Genomic DNA, 22,741 nt, shown 5'->3' on the forward strand with positions numbered 1-22,741 from the left:
CTTAAAATGCTTTATAAAGAAAAAAGTAGTTAATCAATTCAATTAAGAATCATTAACTACTTTTCAAATTATAATTAAATGTATATTAATCTACTTTGTGGTCTGAACCGAAGAATGATTTAAACATATGGAATGTTGTTTCTCTGTTCATAGCTGCGATAGAAGTTGTCAAAGGAATACCTTTCGGACAAGCATTTACACAGTTTTGAGAATTACCACATTCTTGCAAACCGCCAGCACTCATTAAAGCGTCTAATCGTTCGTCTTTAGTCATTGCACCAGTTGGATGTAAGTCGAATAAACGAACTTGAGAAATTGCCTGAGCACCAACGAATTTATTATTTTGCGTAACATTAGGACAAACTTCTAGACAAACACCACACGTCATACATTTAGATAACTCATAAGCTGTTTGACGTTTTTTCTCAGGCATACGTGGTCCTGGTCCTAAATCATACGTACCATCAATCGGAATCCAAGCTTTCATACGTTTTAAGTTATCAAACATTCTAGTACGATCCACTTGTAAATCACGAATAACAGGGAATGTACTCATTGGTTCAAGACGAATAGGTTGTTCTAATTGATCAACAATTGCTGAGCATGATTGTCTAGCACGTCCATTGATAACCATTGAACAAGCACCACAAACTTCTTCTAAACAGTTCATATCCCATGTAACAGGTGTTGTTTTTTCACCTTTGTTATTTACTGGATTACGTCTGATTTCCATTAAACATGCGATTACGTTCATATTTTCTTTATAAGGAATTTCAAACGTTTCTTCATACGGTTTAGAATCTTGATTATCTTGTCGTTTGATAATCAACTTAATTGATTTTTGTTTTGGCTCTTTTTGCTCTTTTTCATTTGTATTGCTATCATTTTGGCGAAGTTCTTCGGGAGTGTCTTTTACTGATTGATTGTCAGCCATTATTTTTTACCTCCTTTAGACTTACTTGTATAGTCACGTTTACGTGGTGGAATTAAACTTACATCAACTGGTTCATAAGTAAATTTAGGCGCTTCTTCTCTACCTTGATATTCAGCTAATGTTGTTTTTAACCATTCATCATCATTACGGTCAGGGAATTCTGGTTTGTAATGTGCGCCACGAGATTCGTTACGATTGTAAGCCCCAATTGTAATTACACGTGCTAAAACTAACATGTTCCACAATTGACGAGTGAAGAATACAGCTTGGTTACTCCAAGTTTGTGTATCTTCCATATCAATATTTTCATAACGTTTCATTAATTCGACGATTTTTTTATCAGTTTCTAATAATTTATCGTTTTCACGAACAACTGTTACGTTCGCTGTCATAATTTCACCAAGTTCACGGTGAAGTTTATATGCATTTTCAGTTCCACGCATATTTAATAATTTATCAAAGCGTTCTTGCTCTTCATCGACACGTTTTTGATAAATGCTGTCATCTAATTCAGTATATGTTGTTTCTACATTCTCAACATATTTTATTGCATTAGGACCAGCTACAGTACCACCGTAGATTGCAGATAATAATGAGTTGGCACCTAAGCGGTTACCACCATGTTGAGAGAAATCACATTCCCCAGCAGCAAATAATCCTTTAATATTAGTCATTTGATCATAGTCTACGTATAAGCCACCCATTGAATAGTGAACGGCCGGGAAGATTTTCATTGGTACTTTACGTGGGTCATCACCCGTAAATTTCTCATAAATTTCAATAATACCACCAAGTTTAACATCTAATTCATGTGGATCTTTATGAGATAAATCAAGGTAAACCATGTTTTCCCCATTTATACCTAATTTCTGATTGATACATACATCAAAAATTTCGCGCGTTGCAATATCACGAGGTACTAAGTTACCATAATCAGGATATTTCTCTTCTAAGAAGTACCAAGGTTTACCATCTTTGTATGTCCAAATACGGCCACCTTCACCACGTGCTGATTCACTCATTAAGCGTAATTTATCATCACCAGGAATAGCTGTTGGGTGAATTTGAATAAATTCACCATTTGCATATTTAGCACCTTGTTGATATACAATTGATGCCGCTGAACCTGTATTAATCATTGAGTTTGTTGTTTTACCGAAGATGATACCAGGTCCACCTGTTGCCATAATAACGGCATCTGAACCAAATGATTTAATTTCAGAAGTTGTCATATTTTGAGCTACAATTCCTCTTGCAGCATTGTCCTCATCTTTGACAATTCCTAAGAATTCCCAACCTTCATATTTAGTTACTAATCCATCTACTTCAAATGAACGTACTTGCTCATCAAGCGCGTACAATAATTGTTGTCCAGTAGTTGCACCTGCAAAAGCAGTTCTGTGATAAAGCGTACCACCGAAACGTCTAAAGTCTAATAGACCTTCTTTAGTTCTACTAAACATAACGCCCATACGGTCCAATAAATGAATGATTGATGGAGCAGCTTCAGCCATAGCTTTAACAGGTGGTTGGTTTGCTAAGAAGTCCCCACCATAAACAGTATCATCAAAGTGAATCCAAGGAGAATCCCCTTCACCTTTGGTATTTACCGCACCGTTAATACCACCTTGGGCACAAACAGAGTGCGAACGTTTAACAGGTACAATTGAGAATAAATCTACATGTGCACCTTGTTCTGCAGCTTTAATTGTTGACATCAGACCGGCAAGTCCTCCACCGACAACAATAATTTTTTTCTCTGCCATAGAAAAGTCACTCCCCTAAAATATATCGATAACTTAACGTAATTGCTTAAGCTTATTTGATAAGTACTTGATATAAAATACTTATCTAAAATTCAACGTACTATATATGATTACTAATTGTGTTTTATACAAATGCGAAAATTGCAGATACTCCAATGTATCCTAAAACTAAGAATACGATTAAAGAGATCCAAGTGAATACACGTTGTGATTGTTTAGATTGTAAGAATCCCCATGTTACAAAGAATGACCATAAACCATTTGAGAAATGGAAAATAACACATAAAACACAAACGATATATACGATAACCCAAATTGGATTTTCAAGTGTTTTGTGCATCAATTCAAAATCAACTGCTTTACCAAAGAAGTATTTTTGAATTGTAGTTTGCCATAAATGCATGAAGATAAATACGAATGTCACAATACCTGAAAATCTTTGTAATGCAAACATCCAGTTTCTAAATAAAGAATAATGACCGATATTTTCTTTAGCTGTAAATGCAATGTGAATACCATACAAACCGTGATATAAAATTGGAATATAAATTAATAAAAATTCAACTGCTAATAAAAATGGAATTGATTCCATAAAGCCAGCTGCCTTATTAAAAGCCTCTGCCCCTTGTGTTGCTTGATGGTTCACAATTAAATGAACAACTAAAAATGCACCAATTGGAATAATACCTAGTAACGAGTGAACGCGTCTAAGGTAGAATTCATTTTTAGACTTTGCCAAAAGGAGTCCCCCCTGTAAAACTATTGATTTAAATAGTTTATTTATAAGAAAGTCTTTTCAATCAAGAAACATCATAATGATTTACTATTTTATTTAGTACTTGTCCATTGTTAAATTATTGTGACAATAATCAATAAATATCGGTTCTATTAAGAACTATGTAAACAAGTAGGACTTAAAAAAGTAAATAAATCATATTTGTTTTAATGAGAAATGCTAGTATTACATTAATCATTAATAAAAACACTTTAATGATAATGTTTCTCAATTAGAAAACGCTTCCATACTTTCTTAAAAAAATAAACTTTTTGTTAACTGTATTGTAACATTTTTTATATGTTTTTGGGCTATGAGAATAATTCTCATAGCCCCTTTTTTTAATTAATCATTTGATAATGCTTGTTGCAAGTTTAGTGCAACCTTCTCAGGAAGACCCGCTTTCTTCAAATCCACTACACTTGCTTCCTTCATTTTCTTAATCGAGCCAAATGTTCTTAATAAACTTGTCTTGCGTTTACTTCCAATACCATCAACTGTGTCCAGTACTGATTGTAATCCTGTTTTTTGACGTGTTTGGCGATGGAATGTAATTGCGAAACGGTGTACTTCATCTTGAATTCGATGTAATAAATAGAATGCTTGACTATTCTTCTTCAATGGTACAACTTCTGCATTTGGTCCATAAAGTAACTCTGACGTTTGGTGTTTATCATTTTTTCTTAATCCAGCGACAGGAATATCCAGTCCTAGTTCATTCTCAAGAACATCTAATACACCTGACATATGTCCTTTCCCACCATCAACTATAATCAAATCAGGTAATGGTAAGCCTTCATTTAGAACACGTGTGTATCTACGACGAACAACTTCTCTCATTGATTTGTAGTCATCAGGTCCGTCAACTGTTTTAATTTTATATTTTCTATATCCTTTTTTATCTGCTTTTCCATCAACAAAGGTTACCATAGCAGACACAGGGTCTACACCTTGTATGTTAGAGTTATCAAATGCTTCAATACGAATAGGTGTTTGTATACCCATTCGTTCACCGAGCTCCTCTATTGCCTTTATTGTACGTGATTCATCTCTAGCAATTAGCTCGAATTTATTTTCAAGAGCGACTTCAGCATTATGGTTTGCTAAATCTACCATTTCTTTTTTTGCGCCACGAGCTGGCTGTACAATTTTAGTATCTACTACGGATTGAATCATATCTTTATCTAAATTTTTAGGAACATGTACTTCTTTGGGTAATATATGCTGATTTAAACTATAGAATTGACCTATAAATGTATAAAATTCTTCTTCTTCAGATTGCTGTTGTAAAGGAATCATTGTAGCATCTCTTTGTATCAAATTTCCTTGACGGATAAAGAAGACTTGAATGCACATCCATCCTTTAGAGACATTGTAACCAAACACATCTCGAATCGTATTATCAGATGACATAATTTTTTGTTTTTTAGTTAAATTATGAATATGTTGTATTAAATCACGATATTCTTTTGCACGTTCAAAATCTAATTTTTCACTAGCATCCATCATACGATCTTCTAAATTTTTAAGTATAGTTTTATCTTCACCATTTAAAAAATCACTTATTTCACGAGTCATTTGCGCATAAACTTGTTGATCCACATCATATACACATGGTCCCATACATTGTCCAATGTGATAATAAAGACATAATTTATCAGGCATTTTATCACATTTTCTAAAAGGATAAATACGGTCTAATAACTTTTTTGTCTCTTGAGCTGAATAAGCATTAGGGTATGGTCCAAAATATTTTCCAGTACCTTTTTTAACTGTACGCGTAACAATTAACTTTGGATACTTTTCTTTAGTAATTTTTATAAATGGATAACTTTTATCATCTTTTAATAGAATATTGTAGCGAGGCTGATACTGTTTAATTAAATTTAATTCTAAAAGCAAGGATTCGGTTTCGCTTGAAGTTACTATAAATTCAAAATTTCGGATTTCTCCTACCAACCGAGTAGTTTTTGCATCATGTGCACCTGTGAAGTATGAACGTAATCTATTTCTTAAACGCTTGGCTTTGCCGACATAAATCACTTGATCATTACGATCTTTCATTAAGTAACAGCCCGGTTCAAATGGAACTACACTTAATTTATTTTTAATTTTCTCTTTGTAGTCTGACAACATTTATCCTCCTTCCCATAAAATTAACTACACATAAAAAAGACGGAGCTATTACATTCTATGTAATGCCCCAGTCTCATATAAGTTCAAATTATTCTTAAAGATGTTTATCTAATACTTCAGCTAAGTTTTCTTTAGGTTGGAAACCTACTACTTTATCAACTGGTTCACCGTCTTTAAATACGATTAAAGTTGGGATACTCATCACTTCAAATTTAGCTGCTGTTGATGGGTTTTCATCAACATCTAATTTTAAAATATCAGCTTTTCCATCATAATCTCCAGCTAATTCTTCTAAAACTGGTGCGATCATTTTACAAGGTCCACACCAAGTTGCCCAGAAATCAACTAATTTAACGCCTGATTGAATATTTTCATCAAAGTTTGAATCCGTTACTTTTACGATTGCCATAAATGCCAATCCTCCTTAAATTTTGAATGATGAGCAAATTATAACAGACTTTAGTAGTACGTGCATTGCAGTTGCTCACTACTTACTAACTATCTGTCAATAATCGTCGAATCTCGCTCATATCATTTTATTTTCACTGGCTTAATTGTACGTTATTTTCTAAAAAAATCAACAACACTGCTTACACTTTAATATTCCTTATTTAAGTTCAGCTACTGTCACACCAAAGCCGCCCTCACTTGGCATACCGCCACGATACGATTTCACACTTTTATGTTTCTTTAAGTGGTTTTGAACGGCTTTTTGAAGTGCCCCAGTGCCTTTACCATGAATAATATAAACTTGTTCATAATTGCTGAGAACGGCTTGATCAATATATTGATCTAATTCGCTTACTGCTTCTTCATAACGATAACCACGTAAATCTAATTCCGTTTTAATCGTTTGACGATTTTGTCTAGTGACCATTTTAGATGGTTTTTCTTTTTTCTTTTTAGTCTTTTCAAGATCTTCAATAGGTAATTTCATTTTAATGATACCCATTTGAACCACTGCTTCTTCTTCACTTACGAGTTCTAAGACTTCACCTTTTTGACCATACGATAACACTTTAACCTCGTCACCTGCATGGATTTCATCATATTTTTGTTTTTGAACATTTTGTTTTAACGATTTTGCTTCATATTGATCATCTAATTGTTTCTTCTTATCAATAAGCTCATGTTCTTTAACGTCGGCACCTTTTTGATCACGTAATGTTCTTAATTCTTTTAAGATTGAATCCGCTTCTTTAGTCGCAGATTTGACACGTTGATTTGCTTTTTCTTTCGCTTCATCCATCAATTTCTTCTCGTAACTTTTATATTGTTCATACTGGTGTTCTAAATCATCATGCGTTTTTCTCGCTTCTTTTAACAGTCTATCTAATTCAATTCGTTGTTCGTCGACACGTTTTGAATTCTTTTCAAGAGATTCAATCATTGAATTAATTTCTTGTTCGTCTGTTCCAATCATCGTCTTAGCTTTATTAATAATACCTAAGCTAAGTCCTAATTTACGAGAAATATCAAATGCATTTGAACGACCAGGTACACCCATTAATAATTTATAAGTTGGGCTTAACGTATTAACATCAAATTCAACACTAGCGTTCATGACACCTTCACGATTATAACTATATGCTTTCAATTCTGGATAATGTGTTGTAGCCATTACTAATGAACCTATTTCACGAACGTGATCTAAGATACTCATCGCCAACGCTGCACCTTCACTTGGATCAGTACCTGCACCTAATTCATCAAATAAAACTAAACTATTTTTATCTGTCTCTTGCAAAATTTCCACAATATTCTTCATATGTGAAGAAAAAGTGGATAGTGATTGTTCAATTGATTGCTCATCACCTATATCACAATAAACATTTTCAAAGACACTTAACTGACTACCATCTAATGTCGGAATTAGCAATCCTGATTGAGCCATAATAATAATTAATCCAAGTGTCTTTAATGTAACTGTTTTACCACCCGTATTTGGACCTGTAATTATGACAGTTTCAATATCATCAACAAATTCAATTGTATTAGCTACAACCGTATCTTTATTTAATAGTGGGTGATATGCATTAGGTAAATAAACAGTTCTATCTTTGTAAAATGTAGGTTTCGTTCCTTTAATTGAGCGTGCATATCGTGCTTTAGCTGTTAAAAAGTCAATTTGTCCCATGACTGATTCAGCAATTAAGCAACCATCTGCTTCGGCAGCAACCATACCTGTTAATTCTGTTAAAATACGCTCACGTTCTACTGCTTCATCATTTCGTAAACGACTGATTTGATTATTCATTTCTACAATTGATGATGGTTCGATATAAAGCGTTTGTCCAGAGGCAGATTGATCGTGAACAATCCCTTTGAAATCTTGGCGATATTCAGCTTTAACCGGTATAACATTACGGTCATTGCGTACCGTTATAATAGCATCAGATAATTTCTTCTGATTGGCTTGGCTTTTAACGATACGGTCTAAATTTTGTCGTATGCGTTGGTTTGTACTTGAAATTTTACTTCGTATACCTTGCAATTCATAACTTGCGCTATCATATAAATCGTGTGTATCACATTTTTCATTTATCTCTTGGAAAAGATCCGATAAAATTGGTAATTGGTTCATTTTATCATTCAAAATTGGATACTTAACAACTTGTTCATCTTCTTCTAATAATTGATTATAAAATGTCTTAAATTGATTTTGAACTTGAATTAAACGTTTAACTAAATTTAGCTCTGTAACATTTAATACGCCACCTATATTTGCACGATGAATCAATGGTGAAATTTTGGCTAAACCACTTAAACTTGGTAAACGATGTTTGTTATAAATTTGTGAAATTTCATCTGTCTCATTCATTTGAAATTCTACTGTTTCAAAGTCAGTGGCTGGAGACATCTTAGACACTTTTTCACGCCCTAAGTCACTTATTGTTTCCGAAGCTACAAATGACTTGATTTTATCAAATTCTAAGACGTCTAATGTTTTTTGTCTCATACAATCCCTCTATTTCTTCAACTTTTTATTATTTCCAACAAAATCCTTAAATGCTTGACGAGACATTGTGTTAATTACTCGATCTTTATTAACAAACCCTTTTTGAGCAGTGGCTACACCATATTTCATAAAGTCTAAATGTTCAATATGATGAGCATCTGTATTAATTGTTAATGTTACATTAGGATATTTTTTAACTGTTTCAGCATTTAAGTCTAATCGCTTAGGATTTGCGTTAATTTCCATTATTGTATTTGTTTCTTCTGCTAACTTCATTAATCGATCGATATTCGGTTTGTACCCTTCTCTTCGACCGATAATACGTCCTGTTGGATGAGCGATGTGTCGTACATATGGATTTCGACATGCATTTTCCAAACGTTTCATAATCTCTTCTTCTGATTGATTAAAGCTTTGGTGAATCGCAGCTATAACATAGTCAAGTTGTGATAACACATCATCATCATAATCTAACGAGCCATCAGGAAGAATATCCATCTCTGTGCCTGAATAGATATCTATTTCTGAATATTCTTCATTTAGCTTCTTGATTTCTTCATTTTGACGTAATAAACGTTCAACTTGTAACCCATTTGCTACTTTAAGGCTTTGTGAATGATCAGTAATCACCATGAATTGATAGCCTTTGTTAATATTTGCTTCAATCATATCTCTAATAGAAAAAGCACCATCACTATATGTGGTATGCATATGAATATCTCCGTTAATATCATCCAAAGTAATAATATCACTTAAATCTTTATCAAATTCGCTACCGTCTTCACGTAAAGCGGGTGCAATCCATTCCTTACCGAAATGTTGATAAATCTCTTCCTCACTCTGTAACTGTAGTAACGAACCATCTTGTTGTTCAATTCCATATTCACTTATTTTTTCATTTTGCGCTTTAGCCATTTGTCTAATACGAATGTTATGATCTTTAGAACCAGTAAAATGTTGTAATGTGTGATAGAACGCAACTGGCTCAATAAGGCGAAAATCTACGCCAATAGTCTCATCATCGTATGTCAACTCTAATGAAACTTTCGTTTGGCCAACAACAACATCTTTCACTTTATTAGGTATATTTAAAAGTTGTTGTTGTACTTCGTCTGGATGCTCCGTACTAATAATATAATCCAAATCTTTACTCATTTCTTTATAACGACGGAAGCTTCCTGCTTCTGAGTATCTCTCAATACTATCAATTGTTTCTAAATAATCGATAATGATACCATTTAAACCTCGTATAGTGTCTATTGGATAGCTATCTTTTTTTGCTCCTAAAGCTTTAACTGCTTCAAGTATATTTTGTTCAGTTTTTTTAGCAAAACCACTTAGTTCGCTCACTTTTCCACTTTCACAAGCCAATTGTAAACTTTCTTTATCTGTAATATTAAGTTCTTTATATAATTTAGCTATTTTTTTACTACCTAATCCTTGAATCTTCATTAAAGGAATCAAGCCTTCTGGAACAAGTTGTTGTAATTCTTTTAAATAACTTGATTCACCTGTTTTACGATATTCATCAATGACTTCCCCTACACCTTTACCAATACCTTTTAATTCAGTAACATCTTCAATTTCATCAAGAGGCCGTTCATCAATTTCTAAGCTTTGAGCTGCTTTTCTATACGCAGATACTTTAAAAGTATTTTCCCCATTTAATTCCATATATATAGCAATTTTTTCTAATAATTGAATTACATCTTTTTTTGTCATTCCAATCACTCCATAAAAAGAAGACCAGGACATTTAACAAAGAAGCCTTGTCCTGACCTTATATCAGTTTAGTTTTATAAATTTAAAATATAAGACGAGAAAAATGGTGTATGAAACAAGATAAGTTTGCCTATGTACGCATGTTGTAAATTGTGTTGTAACCACTCAATTGGATACAATGCTAGCACATAGATTGATAACTGTATTGCAACGACTGCCATCACTACACTAATTAAACTACCAAATAGTCTACTGATTTGGTTAATCATTCGATACGTCACTATATTATCAAAAGTAATTATTATAAGATATAAAATCAACTTACAAAGTGAGGCAATTAGTAAAAATGCAATAATTGTATCAAAGCGTTGCTGCAAATCATTAAAATGAAATGCGTACTTCATATCATATGCAATTGTCTTTGGAAAAGGTATAAATACAATTAACTGCGAACTAATTCGCTGATAAAATTGATGTGCTATATTTAATGAGACTATCGTTGAAAATAAATGTAAACTATTCAACCATACCCCTCTTCTATACCCTATAATAAGACCATATACAATAATAATAGCTATCGTAAAATCAATAATCATCTATTCTTCTCGTTGTTTTAATTGTTGAATTTCTTGTAATAGCTTGCGGTTTTCTTCTTCTAATTTAACCTTTTCATGCATAATATTAACCGCTGTTAGGATTGATTTTCTTGTAGTATCTAATCCTGTTGATTTACGTCCCATTTCTTTTAATTTTTCATCAACTAAATGTGCTACGTAACGAATATGCTCGGGGCTGTCTTCACCAATGATAGTATAATTCTGATCGTTAATCGTGACATTGATTCGATTTCTAAATTCTCCCATAGCAATAACTCCTGACATTATTTATTCTTAAAGCCTATCAATGGTTACATGTAAATAACCACCTCATCTTGTACTTCAATTTAGTATGCACTTTACGCAATTTATGTAGTAGAATATCACAACTTATTATACATTAGGATATGTTGTTTGGTAAGTAGCTAACGCGTAATCATTTTAATTAATGTAAATTTGAACTATATAACTGTTCTGATGAGCGTCCTTAATATGTTATGCTTATCTATGTTTTATTATATTTTGAAAAGTGAGGATCAACTAGCGTATGGCAAACATCGTTTATAAATTATCAGAATCTGAAATCCAACATCTCTTACAACAAATTACATTTGAAACATCTCAATTATCTCCAGGTATGAAAGCGAGAACTAAATACAAACAATCTGTGATAAATATTTATAATTCAGGCAAAGTCATGTTTCAAGGAAAAAATGCGGAAGCTGTTGCCCAACAATTACTTCCAGATCATACCACTACTTCCAAGAATTCATCATCTTCTAACCAATCTTCAGGTGAAACATTAGCTTATAATCATTATAATTGTATAGGAAGTGATGAAGCAGGAAGTGGAGACTACTTCGGTCCTCTAACTGTTTGTGCTGCTTATGTTTCTAAGGAGAATGTTAAAATTTTAAAAACACTTGGTGTGGATGATTCAAAAAAATTAAATGATCAAAAAATAATCGAACTTGCTGAACAATTGATTACATTTATTCCTCATTCACTTTTAACGCTTGATAATCCAAAATATAACGATAGACAGGCTATTGGTTGGTCCCAAGTTAAAATGAAAGCTGAATTACATAATGAAGCTATCAAAAATGTTACCCAAAAAATTAATTGCAATGAGTTAAATTATATCGTTATTGATCAATTTGCAGTACGTGGTGTTTATCAACGTTACGCTTTAAGTTCACTACCCTACCCAGAAAAAACTAAATTTGAAACAAAAGGTGAATCTAAATCATTAGCAATTGCAGCAGCTAGTATTATTTCAAGATATGCCTTTGTTAAACATATGGATCACATTTCACATAAAATGAAACAAGATATTCCTAAAGGTGCTAGCAATAAAGTAGATTTGATAGCTGCTCAAATTATTGATAAACATGGAATAGAAACGTTAGATTTAATCTCAAAAAAACATTTTAAAAATCGAGAAAAAGCCCAAAATTTAGTAACTAAAAAATATAAATAAATTTATAAAGAGACGAATTCCATTAATACAGAATTCGTCTCTTTTACTTCATTATCTAATTGTAGCACCTTGAGCTTGTAATGCTTCCAAAATCTTATCATGAATTTTAGATACGCGTTCATCAGTTAAAGTGTCTTCTGTATCTAAATAATTTAATCGGATTGCTACTGATTTTTTGCCTTTTTCTAAATGTTCACCTTCATAAACATCGAATACTAATGTACTTTGTAAGATGTCTTCACCATTATTATGAATAATTTGTTTTAATTCAGAAGATGGTACATCATGATTAACTTCTAATGCAATATCTCTAGTCACACCAGGGAATTTAGGAATTTGTTCATAATTAATATATCCAACCGCTACTTGCATCATTGCATCATAATTTAATTCAAACACATACGTACGTTTTAAATCATTATCTGCTGCAACTTGTGGATGTAATTCACCAATGAAACCAATGTCTTGTCCTTCTAAAGATACAATCGCTGTACGTCCTGGATGTAAACCTTCAATTTTTCCAGCTTTATAACTAAATTCTAAATTTAATTTTTCCGCAACTCGGTCTACAACACCTTTAGCGATAAAGAAGTCAATTTCTTCCTTTTTACCTTGCCAAGCATTAACAACATATTCTCCAGTTAAAATACCACTTAAATATTCAACTTCATCTGGAAGTTCGCCTTCACCATTGCCAAAGAATACACGACCAATTTCATATAATCTAACATCTTTATTTTTACGAGCTACATTATATGCAGTTGCTTCAATTAAATGTGGTAATAAGCTCTGACGTAAAGTAGCATGTGCTTCACTCATAGGCATTAATAAACTGATTGTTGGACGTTCTTGAAGTGCGAAGTCCTTAGCATGATCTTTAGAAACTAATGAATATGTGATTGCTTGGTTTAACCCAGCACCCTCAAGCGTTTCCTTAAGGGTACGTGTTTTATGTTGACGATCCGTTAATTCTCCACTTGTTACTTCGCCAAATACGGGTAGTGATGAAGGGATTTCATCGTAACCATAAATACGTGCGACTTCTTCAATTAAGTCTTCTTTAATAGTAATATCTTTACGACGTGAAGGCACATTGACCGTTAATGTTTCGCCTTTTAATGTTGTTTCGAAGCCTAATTGTCTAAAGATAGATTGAATTTCGTCATTAGACAAATTAAAACCGATTGTTTTGTTTACTTTTTCAGCTGTAATATCGATTGGTGTCACAAATGATCCTAAATCTCCTGAAGATACTCTATCTTGTAGTACTTCACCAGAAGCTAACTCTTGTAATAAGTAACATGCTCTGTCAACCGCTTCGTCAACAAATTCTGTTGCGATACCTTTTTCAAAACGACTAGAGGCTTCACTACGTAAGTTTAAACGACGTGAAGTGTGACGAATTGATACTGGGTCAAATATTGCACCTTCTATTACCACATTAGTAGTTTGTTCAGTTACTTCTGAAAAGTCGCCACCCATTACGCCAGCTAATGCAATAGGTTCTTGACCATTAGAAATAACGATATCAGTGTCTACTAGCTTGCGCTCATTATTGTCTAATGTAGTCATTGTCTCTTCATCTTTCGCTTGTCGTACAACAATTTCTTTAGAGCCGATATGATCTTGATCAAACATGTGTAACGGTTGACCATATTCTAATAAAACATAGTTTGAAATATCTACAACATTATTAATAGGTCGTATGCCTGCTTTTATTAAACGTGCTTGCACCCATATTGGAGATGGTTCTATGCTTACGTTTTTAACAACACGCGCACTATAATATGGGACCTTTTCAGGATTATCGATTGTTACTGATAATTCATTAGTTGCAGATTCTGAAGTTTCGTTACTTTGAGTTTCTGGTTTTGTCATTTCAGTTTGATATAATGCTGCCACTTCATATGCAGTACCTACCATACTTAATGCATCGGCACGGTTAGGTGTTAAATCAAATTCCATAACTTGATCATTTAAATATAGTGCTGTTAAAGCATCCGTTCCCGGCTCAACTTCAGTTGGGAAGACAAAAATGCCATTCTCATATGCTTTAGGTACCACATTACTTGAAATACCAATTTCTTGTAATGAACAAATCATACCTTCCGAACGCTCACCGCGTAATTTAGCACGTTTAATTTTAATGCCTCCTGGTAAGCGACCACCAACTTTCGCAACAATGACGTGTTGACCAGCATCTACATTTGGTGCACCGCAAACGATTTGAACAGGTTCTTCCTCACCAATGTCTACTTGGCATATATTTAATTTATCTGCATCAGGATGCTTTTCTTTTGATTGAATATAGCCGACCACTAGATTTTTAATATCTTTTGAATAATCAATCATGTTATCTACTTCAATACCTGTACGGGTAATACGTTCTGCTAAATCTTCAACCTTAACCCCTGCATCTACGTAATCTTTTAACCATTCATTAGAAATCAACATTATGCTTCACCTCTATCTTCAACAGCTTTAAATTGTTCAAGGAATCGAACATCATTTGTATAGAAATAACGAATATCTTCAATACCATATTTCAACATCGCGATACGGTCAGGACCCATACCAAATGCGAAACCAGAATACTCATTAGAATCGAATCCGGCCATTTCAAGTACATTCGGGTGTACCATACCCGCACCTAAAATTTCAATCCATCCTGTATGTTTACATACGTTACAGCCTTTACCTTTACATTTGAAACATGATACGTCCACTTCTACAGAAGGTTCAGTGAACGGGAAGTAACTAGGACGTAATCGAATTTCACGGTCTGCACCGAATAATTTTTTCGCCACTAATTCTAATGTTCCTTTTAAATCACTCATTTTAATATTTTTATCAACAACTAGTCCTTCAATTTGTGTGAACTGGTGACTATGTGTCGCATCATCTGAATCACGGCGATAAACTTTACCAGGACAAATAATTTTAACTGGTCCTTGTCCATTGCGTTTTTCCATTGTGCGTGCTTGTACTGGAGATGTGTGTGTACGCATTAAGATTTCATCAGTAATATAAAAACTATCTTGCATATCACGTGCAGGATGGGATTTAGGTAAATTTAAAGCTTCAAAGTTATAATAATCTTGTTCTACTTCATAGCCATCAACAATTTCGTAACCTAGACCTAAGAATAAATCTTCAATTTCTTCAACTGTTCGTGTTAAAGGATGTTTAGAACCTATACTAATTTGTCGACTTGGCAATGTTACATCGATTGTTTCTTCTGCTAATTGTTGATTTAATTTTTCGTTTTTTAACAATTCTTGCTTCTCATCTAATTCTTTTTGAATTGTTTGACGTAGTTCATTTACTTTTTGACCATATGCTGGCTTTTCTTCATTAGGTAAATCTTTCATATTTTTCATTAATCCACTTACTGAGCCTTTTTTACCTAAGTATTTAACTTTAACATCTTGTAATTCGCGTTCATTTTGAGCTTCATTAATATCAACAAGTGCTTGTTGTTTTAATTCTGCCATTGAATCGTTTTGAGTCATTTACTTACACCTCTCACATTATATTCACTATTTATTGTTAACTTTTTTTCATAAAAAAAGACTTCCATCCCAAAACTGGGACGAAAGTCTTTCCGTGGTACCACCCAAATTTATGCATATGCATACACTTGTAAACGTTGCTAACGAAGACGTACTCCGACTTAAATTTCTTTAAGTAACCAAAAAGATGAAAGAAACTAATACATGTTGGAGTAAATTGCAGTCACGTTTACTCTCCCTGTACAACACTTTATATCAGTTAAGGTCTTTTTATCGGTTATATTTTCAATTTTTATAACTTAAGTTATTATTTTACATTGATTATTGTGTACATCTAAGTATAGCCGATTTTATTTCTCAGGGTCAACCTTTCAAATGATAAAGTAAAATACTTCCAGCAATAGCTACGTTTAAGCTTTCCGCCTTGCCGTAAATTGGTATTGTTAAATTTTGTGATGTTTCATTTAATAATGCTTTGTTCACACCTTCACCTTCATTACCTAGTAATAAGGCAAATATATCTTGAGATGCTACCTCCTTATATGGTTGTGCATTCTCAAGCGCAGTACCATAAACTGGTCCATTAAAACCTGCGATAAATGTTTTCAAATCTGCGGTAATAACCGGAATATGAAATACACTACCTTGACTTGCTCGTAAAACCTTGTCTTGATATGGATCGGCTGTACCTTTTTCCATTACAATCAAATCTATTCCCGCTGCATCAGAAGTACGAATTAATGTCCCTAGATTACCCGGATCTTGAATCCGATCGATTAATAATACTTGTTTTGCTTGCTTAACATCATATTTAGGCTTTTCAATTACAGCAAAAAAGCCTTGAGGTGTTATCGTACCTGATAATGATTCTGCAACTTTCATATTAATTTCAAATGTCTCTTCAGCATAATCCTTAAGCGCTTCATCTGTTCTATTTGGTTCAATTACAAATAGTTGCTTAATGGCAATGCCGCTTTGGTAAGCTTCTTCGATTAAATGAATACCTTCAATCAATGCTTGTCCAGTTTTATCACGATCTCGCTTTTTCTTTAATTTATTCGCATTTTTTATCTTACTGTTTTGCGCTGACGTAATTTGTTCCATATAGTTCTCCATTTTATAGTAGCTATTATTGATATTGTTTACTAATTTATATTAACATAACTAAATCGATCATAATGGAAACTTAAACATTATATGTATAACCATTTTTATCGCCGATTATTATTAAATTTTGATTATTGATAAAAAAAGAAGCATCGAACAACATTAAATTGTCCATGCTTCACTAAAATCATTAAGTCGATTATTTAGAAACGACTTCTTCACCGTTGTAAGAACCACAGTTTTTACATACGCGGTGAGATAATTTGTATTCTCCACAACTTGGGCATTCAGTCATACCAGGTACTGAAATTTTGAAGTGAGTACGACGTTTGTTTTTTCTAGTTTTAGACGTTCTTCTTTTTGGTACTGCCATGATATATCCTCCTTAATATTAAACACATTTCTTAAGTGTTAGGTCATTAAATCATTATACAATAATTTAAAACAACCTGCTATTACTCTTTATCGTATAATTGTTGTAATTTTTGAAGCCTAGGATCAACTTGTTGCGTTTGGGAATTATCATTGTCTTTTTCTTTTTCAAGTTCGATCATTTGATCTTCGTCAATAACTTCCCAACCATTACCTTCTGTAAGCATCTGATCGCTATTCTCAGAGAAAGCTCTCATCGGTTTCTCAATGATTACCAATTCTTCAGCAATGTCTCGAATATTAATCATACCATCAGTAGCTAGATGATAGTGTTCATCCTCTTCTACTTCTTCATCGGTATAACTATCATAACCTTCCAAATCAAATATTTCAGATGTTCTTACATCTAAAGGAACTTCTACAGGTACAAGCGTACGAGCACAAGGCATTGTATATGTTCCAGTTAAATGAATATCTGCAATAACTTCATTGGCTTTAACGGTTAATTCACCTTCAACATTGATTTCTGATAAATCAATCAAGCCTAAAGGTTCTATTAAATGTTCAAAATTTGCCGTTTGATTGAATTCAAATGGCTTACCTTGATATTTTCTTAATTGCGTTATTGACCATTTCATATGGCTTCACCTCTAACAAACACAAAATTTATTTTAACTTTACAAGTATAAGTTGTCAAGATTTTTTCTTAACATACTTTCATCTGTTACAATACTAATAATGAATATCGAAAGGATGAATTGCAAATGAAAAGTGTTGGACTAATCACAGAATATAATCCATTTCATAATGGCCATTTATATCACGCTCAACAATCTAAGTTACAGTCCGACGCGGAGATAAGTATTGCAATTATGAGTGGCAATTTCGTCATGCGTGGCGAGCCAGCAATTTATAATAAATTCCTGAGAACGAAGATGGCTTTGTCAGGTGTTGATTTAGTTGTTGAACTTCCAGCGATTGCTAGTCTGTCATCGAGTGATTATTTTGCAACTTTTGCAATTAAAGTAGCTCACTATTTAGATATTGATACTATTGCATTTGGTAGTGAAATCAATGACATTTCACGCCTTGAGAACGTAGCATCTAATATTAATTCGCTTGAACAATCGTCATATTTTCAAGACTTAATTAAACAAGGGAACAGTTACGCCAAAATTGTACATGACCTAATTGATGATCAACAAGTGTTACGCTCTCCTAACAATATATTAGGTGTAGCATACATAAAAGCCATTAGTAATATAGCTCCAACTATAAAAAGAATCGCTATTCAACGTCAATCTACCGCACATCACGATCAAGAGATTAAACATGACAATTTCGCAAGTGGCTCAGCTATTAGACACGCTTTATTAAATAAAGAAAACACCTGGAAAGATGTCGTACCAGCAGATATAAAACATTTATATGAAACGCCTCACCTCTTGAAGAAGCAAACGTTCAATTTTATTAAATATAATATTTTAAGTCGTTCCTCTGAAGAATTATCACACATTTATACCATGTCTGAGGGCTTTGAACATCGTCTCAAATCAAACATTCAAAATGCGCAAGATTTTGACACGTATATGTCTTTAATTAAAACTAAACGTTTCACATACACGCATATACAGCGCGTTCTGATGCAAATATTACTAAACATTAATAAAAGTGATTTTGATGATGAAATTCGAGGAGTGCGAATTCTAGGCATGAATCAAAGAGGGCAACAGTATTTAAAGTACCTAAAAAAACAATTCCCTAATCGCTTGTATGTAACAAATATTAACAAGGAAAGTGCCTCTTTATTAAAAAATGAAATTAAAGCAACTCATATTTATAATTTAATATCTGGTCAAAGGGCTAATGATTTTAATACACCTGTGATAATTAATAAAAAGAACTAGGACTGAGAAAAGCTTAATTTAAAGCACTTTCTCAGTCCTAGTCGGCTAATGCGGATTAAATGTAGACCTATACAAATTAAATTTGCCTCGTACAGTTTTGAGTAGAATTATTTTAACCTCATCTATTACTTTTTAAATTTTTCTTTTAATGCTTTCTCAACATTTGGAGGTACAAAATCTGATATATCAGCTTTATATTGCGCCACTTCTTTTACGACGCTCGAACTAATAAAAGAATAGTTTGTACTAGTCATCATATACATCGTTTCTACATTACTATTTAGTTTTTTATTCATTGATGTTAGTCTCAATTCATACTCAAAATCACTGACTGCTCTCAAGCCTCTAATGATTGTTTGAGCACCAATTTTATCACAAAAATCTACTAACAAACCATTATAATTATGTACTTCAACATTTGATAAATGTTTTACAGATTCTTCAATTAATGCCATTCGCTCGTCAATATTAAACGTCCCAGTTTTATTACTATTCTTTAGCACACAAATATGTAATTCATCAAAGCGCCCTGCACTTCTTTCGATGATATCGATGTGTCCATATGTAATAGGATCAAAACTACCAGGAATGACCGCCTTCGTTTTAGCCATTTTGCTCTCCTTTTTCTAGTAACAAAGTATCAGTAAGACCATAGTGATATTGTTTAATCACTTTAAATCCATTTGTGTTGATTTGCTCATGATTGCTAAACTCACAAATGATGATACCATTTTCTTTCAATAAATTAAACTCTGCAATTTGCTCTAAAGCTTTATCAATCAAACCTTTATTATATGGAGGGTCAAGAAAAATATAGTCAAATTGAATCTCTCTCTTATTTAGAGCTTTCAATGCACGATCAGCGTTATTTTTATAAACTTCAGATTGATCACGTAAATCTAATTGTTTTAAATTAGCCTGAATAACTTTAACAGCTTTAAAATTTTGGTCTACAAAAATCACTTTTTCCATACCACGTGATAATGCTTCTATACCTAATGCGCCACTTCCAGCGAATAAATCTAAACCTAATCCATGTACTTCTTGTAAGCTATTAAATATACCTTCTTTCACTTTATCCATAGTTGGACGTGTATTACGACCTTCTAAGCTTTCTAAGGCTTTACTTTTATGTTTTCCAGCAATAACTCTCATCTTGACTTACACTTCCATTTCTCTAGGTAATTTATTATAATTTGTTGTAAAAAGGAGAAGGATTATATTATGAAACAGTCATTTATCGTATTGGGAGAAGGATTAACAGATTTATTTGAATTTAATACCTTAATAGAATACAACCATCTCCGAATAAATAAAATTGTATACTTTCATACACCACAATCTTCAAAACAACTTTCATCTGTTGCAATGATTATGAATCCAACTTCAGGTAATCATTTCCAAGCTATGTACATCATGCTTGATGCGCTTAAATATCCATTTCCTAACAGTAATAAAAAATTTGAACTCATTAATAATCAAGCAAATCAATATAATGTACCTATATTCGGAATAGATGTACAACCACCAGAAGCATTCCACACGTTAGACCAATACTTCAAGTATTTGATAAGTGTATTACGACTTCAAAATTGGATTCCACCTATGCAATAAAATTATAGAATTTCATGTTTTTCTTTTTCATAAGTTTTTTTCAAATATTTATAAGGTGATCCGTCTATATCCACAACGTATTTTAGTTTCATTAATTTATGAACAATAGCATCTGCGTCATTCTCATTAACGTATAATACAACATATTTACGTTGCTTATTCGTATAAATAATATGCCCATACTTTCTAATTTGACGCTCATGCTTAATATGTTTTAAATAGACAATCAAACTCACTCTAGGAATTAATTCCATACTATATACACACTCCATTTATTATGCATAATAACTATACCACGACTATTAATTTTATAAAATCCTTTAAACCCATGAACTGCATACTTGAGTATTAAATATCTATTTACTTTTGCGTTAGTGTGAATTTTGGTACGCTTAATTCAATAATAACAAGGAGGCATTATTAATGACGATCAAAAAACGATGGGTTCTTAATTTAAGTTTAGCGAGCGTTAGTTTTTTGGGTAGCTTATTTTTTATAAATAAAAGTAGTAAAGCAGATCAAACTAAAGAAATCCCTAAACTCTTTAATGGTAAGGCACCATACATTTTTGCACATAGAGGCGGCATGGCAGTGAGACCTGAGCAAACACAATTGGCATTCGATAACGCCGTCGCTAACAACTTAGATGGTTTTGAAACGGATGTTCGACTTACTAAAGATGAAAAACTAATTGTATTTCACGACGCCACTGTAGATCGTACTACAAATGGTTCAGGCAAAGTAAGTGATCATAGAGTTTCAGAATTAAAGCGTTTAGATGCTGGTTATCACTTTAAAGATATTAATGGCCAATTTCCATATCGTGGTCATCAAAAAGCAAAAATTTTAACTTTTGATGAGCTTTTAAAAATGTATCCTAATATGTATATTAATGTTGATTTAAAAGATGCACCAGATAGTTATGAAGGAACAGTTGCGCCAACAAAAATGTATGAAGATATTATTAATAATCAGGCACAAGATCGCGTACTTGTAACTAGCTTTTACAAAGAACAAAATGTTCGCTTTAGAGAAATAAGTAAAGGACAAGTTGCTATTGGAGCAAGCCAAAAAGAAGTTGCTGAAGGGTTTATCAAATTTAATTTAGGATTAGGGAATAAGTATCAACCTATTGCTGATACATTTCAAATGCCGACCCAATTCAAAGGTATTCCATTAACCTCTAAACGTTTTATTCAATGGTTAAACTTATTAAATATAGTGCCTGGATTTTACGGAATTAATAGCACTGACTTGATGACTGATTTATATCATAAAGGTGTTCATACATTAGTAACAGATCGCCCAGATTTGGGTAAACAATTCAAATCAAGTCTCAATATTGAGAAATAAACGCGCTATAAAGTAAAAGGAGAAAGAAATCAAATGCATTACGATTTCTTTCTCCTTATTTTATGACAAACTACAATTACAAGTGCCACCTGTCGCACATCCATCATGACCTGTTTTGAAGAATGGATTTCCCGCTTCAATTTTCACATTTTTCGAAACTGAAAATGCTATTTTACTTACTACTTCATCAATTAAATTTTGTAGCGCTACCTCTTTAGATTTGTAATCCATGACGACTGGTAACATTTCATAAGCTCTTTTACGTCTTCTTGTTTCTAACATAACCTTTTGATAATCAGGATGATATTTCCCAAAACGCATAACTTCATCATAAGCAACTTTAGATTTCAAAAAAGCCTGATACATAAGATGTGCTTCATCATCATTGTTTAGCATCTCTTGTGCTGCACGAAAATCATGATAAAGTTCAGATTGAACAATCATATCCGATAGTCCTTCTATATCATCAAGAATTGACATTGTTTCTTCTGTATACAATGTATGGTTC

At 32.8% G+C, this 22,741-nt stretch carries 22 protein-coding genes; 4 read left to right on the forward strand and 18 right to left on the reverse strand.

The window, feature by feature from the left end:
* Window positions 1-85: 85 nt before the first annotated feature.
* The 9 genes from sdhB to zapA all read right to left on the reverse strand — a co-directional run bounded on the left by sdhB (window position 86) and on the right by zapA (window position 11,155).
* Window positions 86-934 carry a succinate dehydrogenase iron-sulfur subunit gene (gene sdhB, locus EQ029_RS08480; protein WP_016930705.1) on the reverse strand — a complete coding sequence of 283 codons (849 nt, stop codon included), beginning with the start codon at window positions 932-934 and terminating at the stop codon, window positions 86-88.
* Window positions 934-2,700 (reverse strand): succinate dehydrogenase flavoprotein subunit, encoded by a 1,767-nt coding sequence (sdhA, locus tag EQ029_RS08485; protein WP_011276090.1) that lies wholly within the window; start codon window positions 2,698-2,700, stop codon window positions 934-936. The genes sdhB and sdhA overlap by 1 nt, the downstream gene beginning before the upstream one ends.
* Window positions 2,701-2,824: 124 nt before the next feature.
* Entirely contained in the window at window positions 2,825-3,439 is a 615-nt protein-coding gene (locus tag EQ029_RS08490; protein ID WP_011276091.1) for a succinate dehydrogenase cytochrome b558 subunit, read from the reverse strand.
* A 381-nt stretch (window positions 3,440-3,820) separates the two neighbouring features.
* Window positions 3,821-5,608, reverse strand: coding sequence for an excinuclease ABC subunit UvrC (uvrC, locus tag EQ029_RS08495; RefSeq protein ID WP_057504746.1), 1,788 nt, complete (start codon window positions 5,606-5,608; stop codon window positions 3,821-3,823).
* 97 nt (window positions 5,609-5,705) lie between these two features.
* Window positions 5,706-6,020 (reverse strand): thioredoxin, encoded by a 315-nt coding sequence (trxA, locus tag EQ029_RS08500; RefSeq protein WP_011276093.1) that lies wholly within the window; start codon window positions 6,018-6,020, stop codon window positions 5,706-5,708.
* A 198-nt stretch (window positions 6,021-6,218) separates the two neighbouring features.
* Window positions 6,219-8,570, reverse strand: coding sequence for an endonuclease MutS2 (locus tag EQ029_RS08505; RefSeq protein WP_037557943.1), 2,352 nt, complete (start codon window positions 8,568-8,570; stop codon window positions 6,219-6,221).
* A gap of 9 nt (window positions 8,571-8,579) precedes the next feature.
* Window positions 8,580-10,292, reverse strand: a complete 1,713-nt coding sequence (polX, locus tag EQ029_RS08510; protein ID WP_033079885.1) for a DNA polymerase/3'-5' exonuclease PolX — start codon at window positions 10,290-10,292, stop codon at window positions 8,580-8,582.
* Window positions 10,293-10,366: 74 nt separating this feature from the next.
* Window positions 10,367-10,888, reverse strand: a complete 522-nt coding sequence (locus EQ029_RS08515) for a CvpA family protein (protein ID WP_011276096.1) — start codon at window positions 10,886-10,888, stop codon at window positions 10,367-10,369.
* Window positions 10,889-11,155, reverse strand: a complete 267-nt coding sequence (gene zapA / locus EQ029_RS08520; RefSeq protein ID WP_011276097.1) for a cell division protein ZapA — start codon at window positions 11,153-11,155, stop codon at window positions 10,889-10,891.
* 280 nt (window positions 11,156-11,435) lie between these two features.
* Between zapA and rnhC the strand changes: the two genes are divergently transcribed.
* Window positions 11,436-12,368 (forward strand): ribonuclease HIII, encoded by a 933-nt coding sequence (gene rnhC / locus EQ029_RS08525; RefSeq protein ID WP_011276098.1) that lies wholly within the window; start codon window positions 11,436-11,438, stop codon window positions 12,366-12,368.
* Between the two features lie 51 nt (window positions 12,369-12,419).
* Here rnhC and pheT read toward each other — a convergent pair whose 3' ends face one another.
* The 5 genes from pheT to EQ029_RS08555 form a co-directional block, all read right to left on the reverse strand.
* Window positions 12,420-14,822 carry a phenylalanine--tRNA ligase subunit beta gene (gene pheT / locus EQ029_RS08530; RefSeq protein ID WP_057504713.1) on the reverse strand — a complete coding sequence of 801 codons (2,403 nt, stop codon included), beginning with the start codon at window positions 14,820-14,822 and terminating at the stop codon, window positions 12,420-12,422.
* Complete coding sequence (gene pheS / locus EQ029_RS08535) at window positions 14,822-15,880, reverse strand: phenylalanine--tRNA ligase subunit alpha (RefSeq protein WP_011276100.1); 1,059 nt, start codon at window positions 15,878-15,880, stop codon at window positions 14,822-14,824. The genes pheT and pheS overlap by 1 nt, the downstream gene beginning before the upstream one ends.
* Before the next feature lie 363 nt (window positions 15,881-16,243).
* Entirely contained in the window at window positions 16,244-16,984 is a 741-nt protein-coding gene (locus EQ029_RS08540; RefSeq protein WP_011276101.1) for a TrmH family RNA methyltransferase, read from the reverse strand.
* A 202-nt stretch (window positions 16,985-17,186) separates the two neighbouring features.
* Complete coding sequence (rpmF, locus tag EQ029_RS08545) at window positions 17,187-17,360, reverse strand: 50S ribosomal protein L32 (protein ID WP_002435373.1); 174 nt, start codon at window positions 17,358-17,360, stop codon at window positions 17,187-17,189.
* Between the two features lie 82 nt (window positions 17,361-17,442).
* On the reverse strand, window positions 17,443-17,997 hold the full coding sequence (locus tag EQ029_RS08555; protein WP_011276102.1) for a YceD family protein: 555 nt from the start codon (window positions 17,995-17,997) through the stop codon (window positions 17,443-17,445).
* A gap of 126 nt (window positions 17,998-18,123) precedes the next feature.
* Here EQ029_RS08555 and EQ029_RS08560 point away from each other — a divergent pair, with 126 nt between their 5' ends.
* Window positions 18,124-19,266 carry a nucleotidyltransferase gene (locus EQ029_RS08560; protein WP_011276103.1) on the forward strand — a complete coding sequence of 381 codons (1,143 nt, stop codon included), beginning with the start codon at window positions 18,124-18,126 and terminating at the stop codon, window positions 19,264-19,266.
* Between the two features lie 125 nt (window positions 19,267-19,391).
* On the opposite strand, the gene coaD is transcribed toward EQ029_RS08560, so the two are convergent.
* Together coaD and rsmD are read right to left on the reverse strand one after the other, a co-directional pair.
* A complete protein-coding gene (gene coaD, locus EQ029_RS08565; RefSeq protein WP_011276104.1) occupies window positions 19,392-19,877 on the reverse strand; it encodes a pantetheine-phosphate adenylyltransferase in 486 nt (161 codons plus the stop codon).
* Window positions 19,870-20,421, reverse strand: a complete 552-nt coding sequence (gene rsmD, locus EQ029_RS08570) for a 16S rRNA (guanine(966)-N(2))-methyltransferase RsmD (protein WP_037557937.1) — start codon at window positions 20,419-20,421, stop codon at window positions 19,870-19,872. The genes coaD and rsmD overlap by 8 nt, the downstream gene beginning before the upstream one ends.
* 69 nt (window positions 20,422-20,490) lie before the next feature.
* Here rsmD and EQ029_RS08575 point away from each other — a divergent pair, with 69 nt between their 5' ends.
* A complete protein-coding gene (locus EQ029_RS08575; protein ID WP_011276106.1) occupies window positions 20,491-20,880 on the forward strand; it encodes a DUF7147 family protein in 390 nt (129 codons plus the stop codon).
* Window positions 20,881-20,882: 2 nt separating this feature from the next.
* On the opposite strand, the gene EQ029_RS08580 is transcribed toward EQ029_RS08575, so the two are convergent.
* Window positions 20,883-21,134: a DUF2129 domain-containing protein gene (locus tag EQ029_RS08580; protein ID WP_037536213.1), complete on the reverse strand. Its 252-nt coding sequence runs from the start codon at window positions 21,132-21,134 to the stop codon at window positions 20,883-20,885.
* 169 nt (window positions 21,135-21,303) lie between these two features.
* Between EQ029_RS08580 and EQ029_RS08585 the strand changes: the two genes are divergently transcribed.
* The gene (locus EQ029_RS08585; protein WP_053021124.1) at window positions 21,304-22,233 is read left to right on the forward strand and encodes a lysophosphatidylglycerol phospholipase D; all 930 of its coding nucleotides are present in this window, start codon (window positions 21,304-21,306) and stop codon (window positions 22,231-22,233) included.
* A gap of 60 nt (window positions 22,234-22,293) precedes the next feature.
* On the opposite strand, the gene EQ029_RS08590 is transcribed toward EQ029_RS08585, so the two are convergent.
* Window positions 22,294-22,731, reverse strand: a complete 438-nt coding sequence (locus tag EQ029_RS08590; RefSeq protein ID WP_011276109.1) for a YlbF/YmcA family competence regulator — start codon at window positions 22,729-22,731, stop codon at window positions 22,294-22,296.
* Window positions 22,732-22,741 lie beyond the last annotated feature (10 nt).

This window comes from Staphylococcus haemolyticus (assembly GCF_006094395.1).
GTDB lineage: Bacteria > Bacillota > Bacilli > Staphylococcales > Staphylococcaceae > Staphylococcus > Staphylococcus haemolyticus.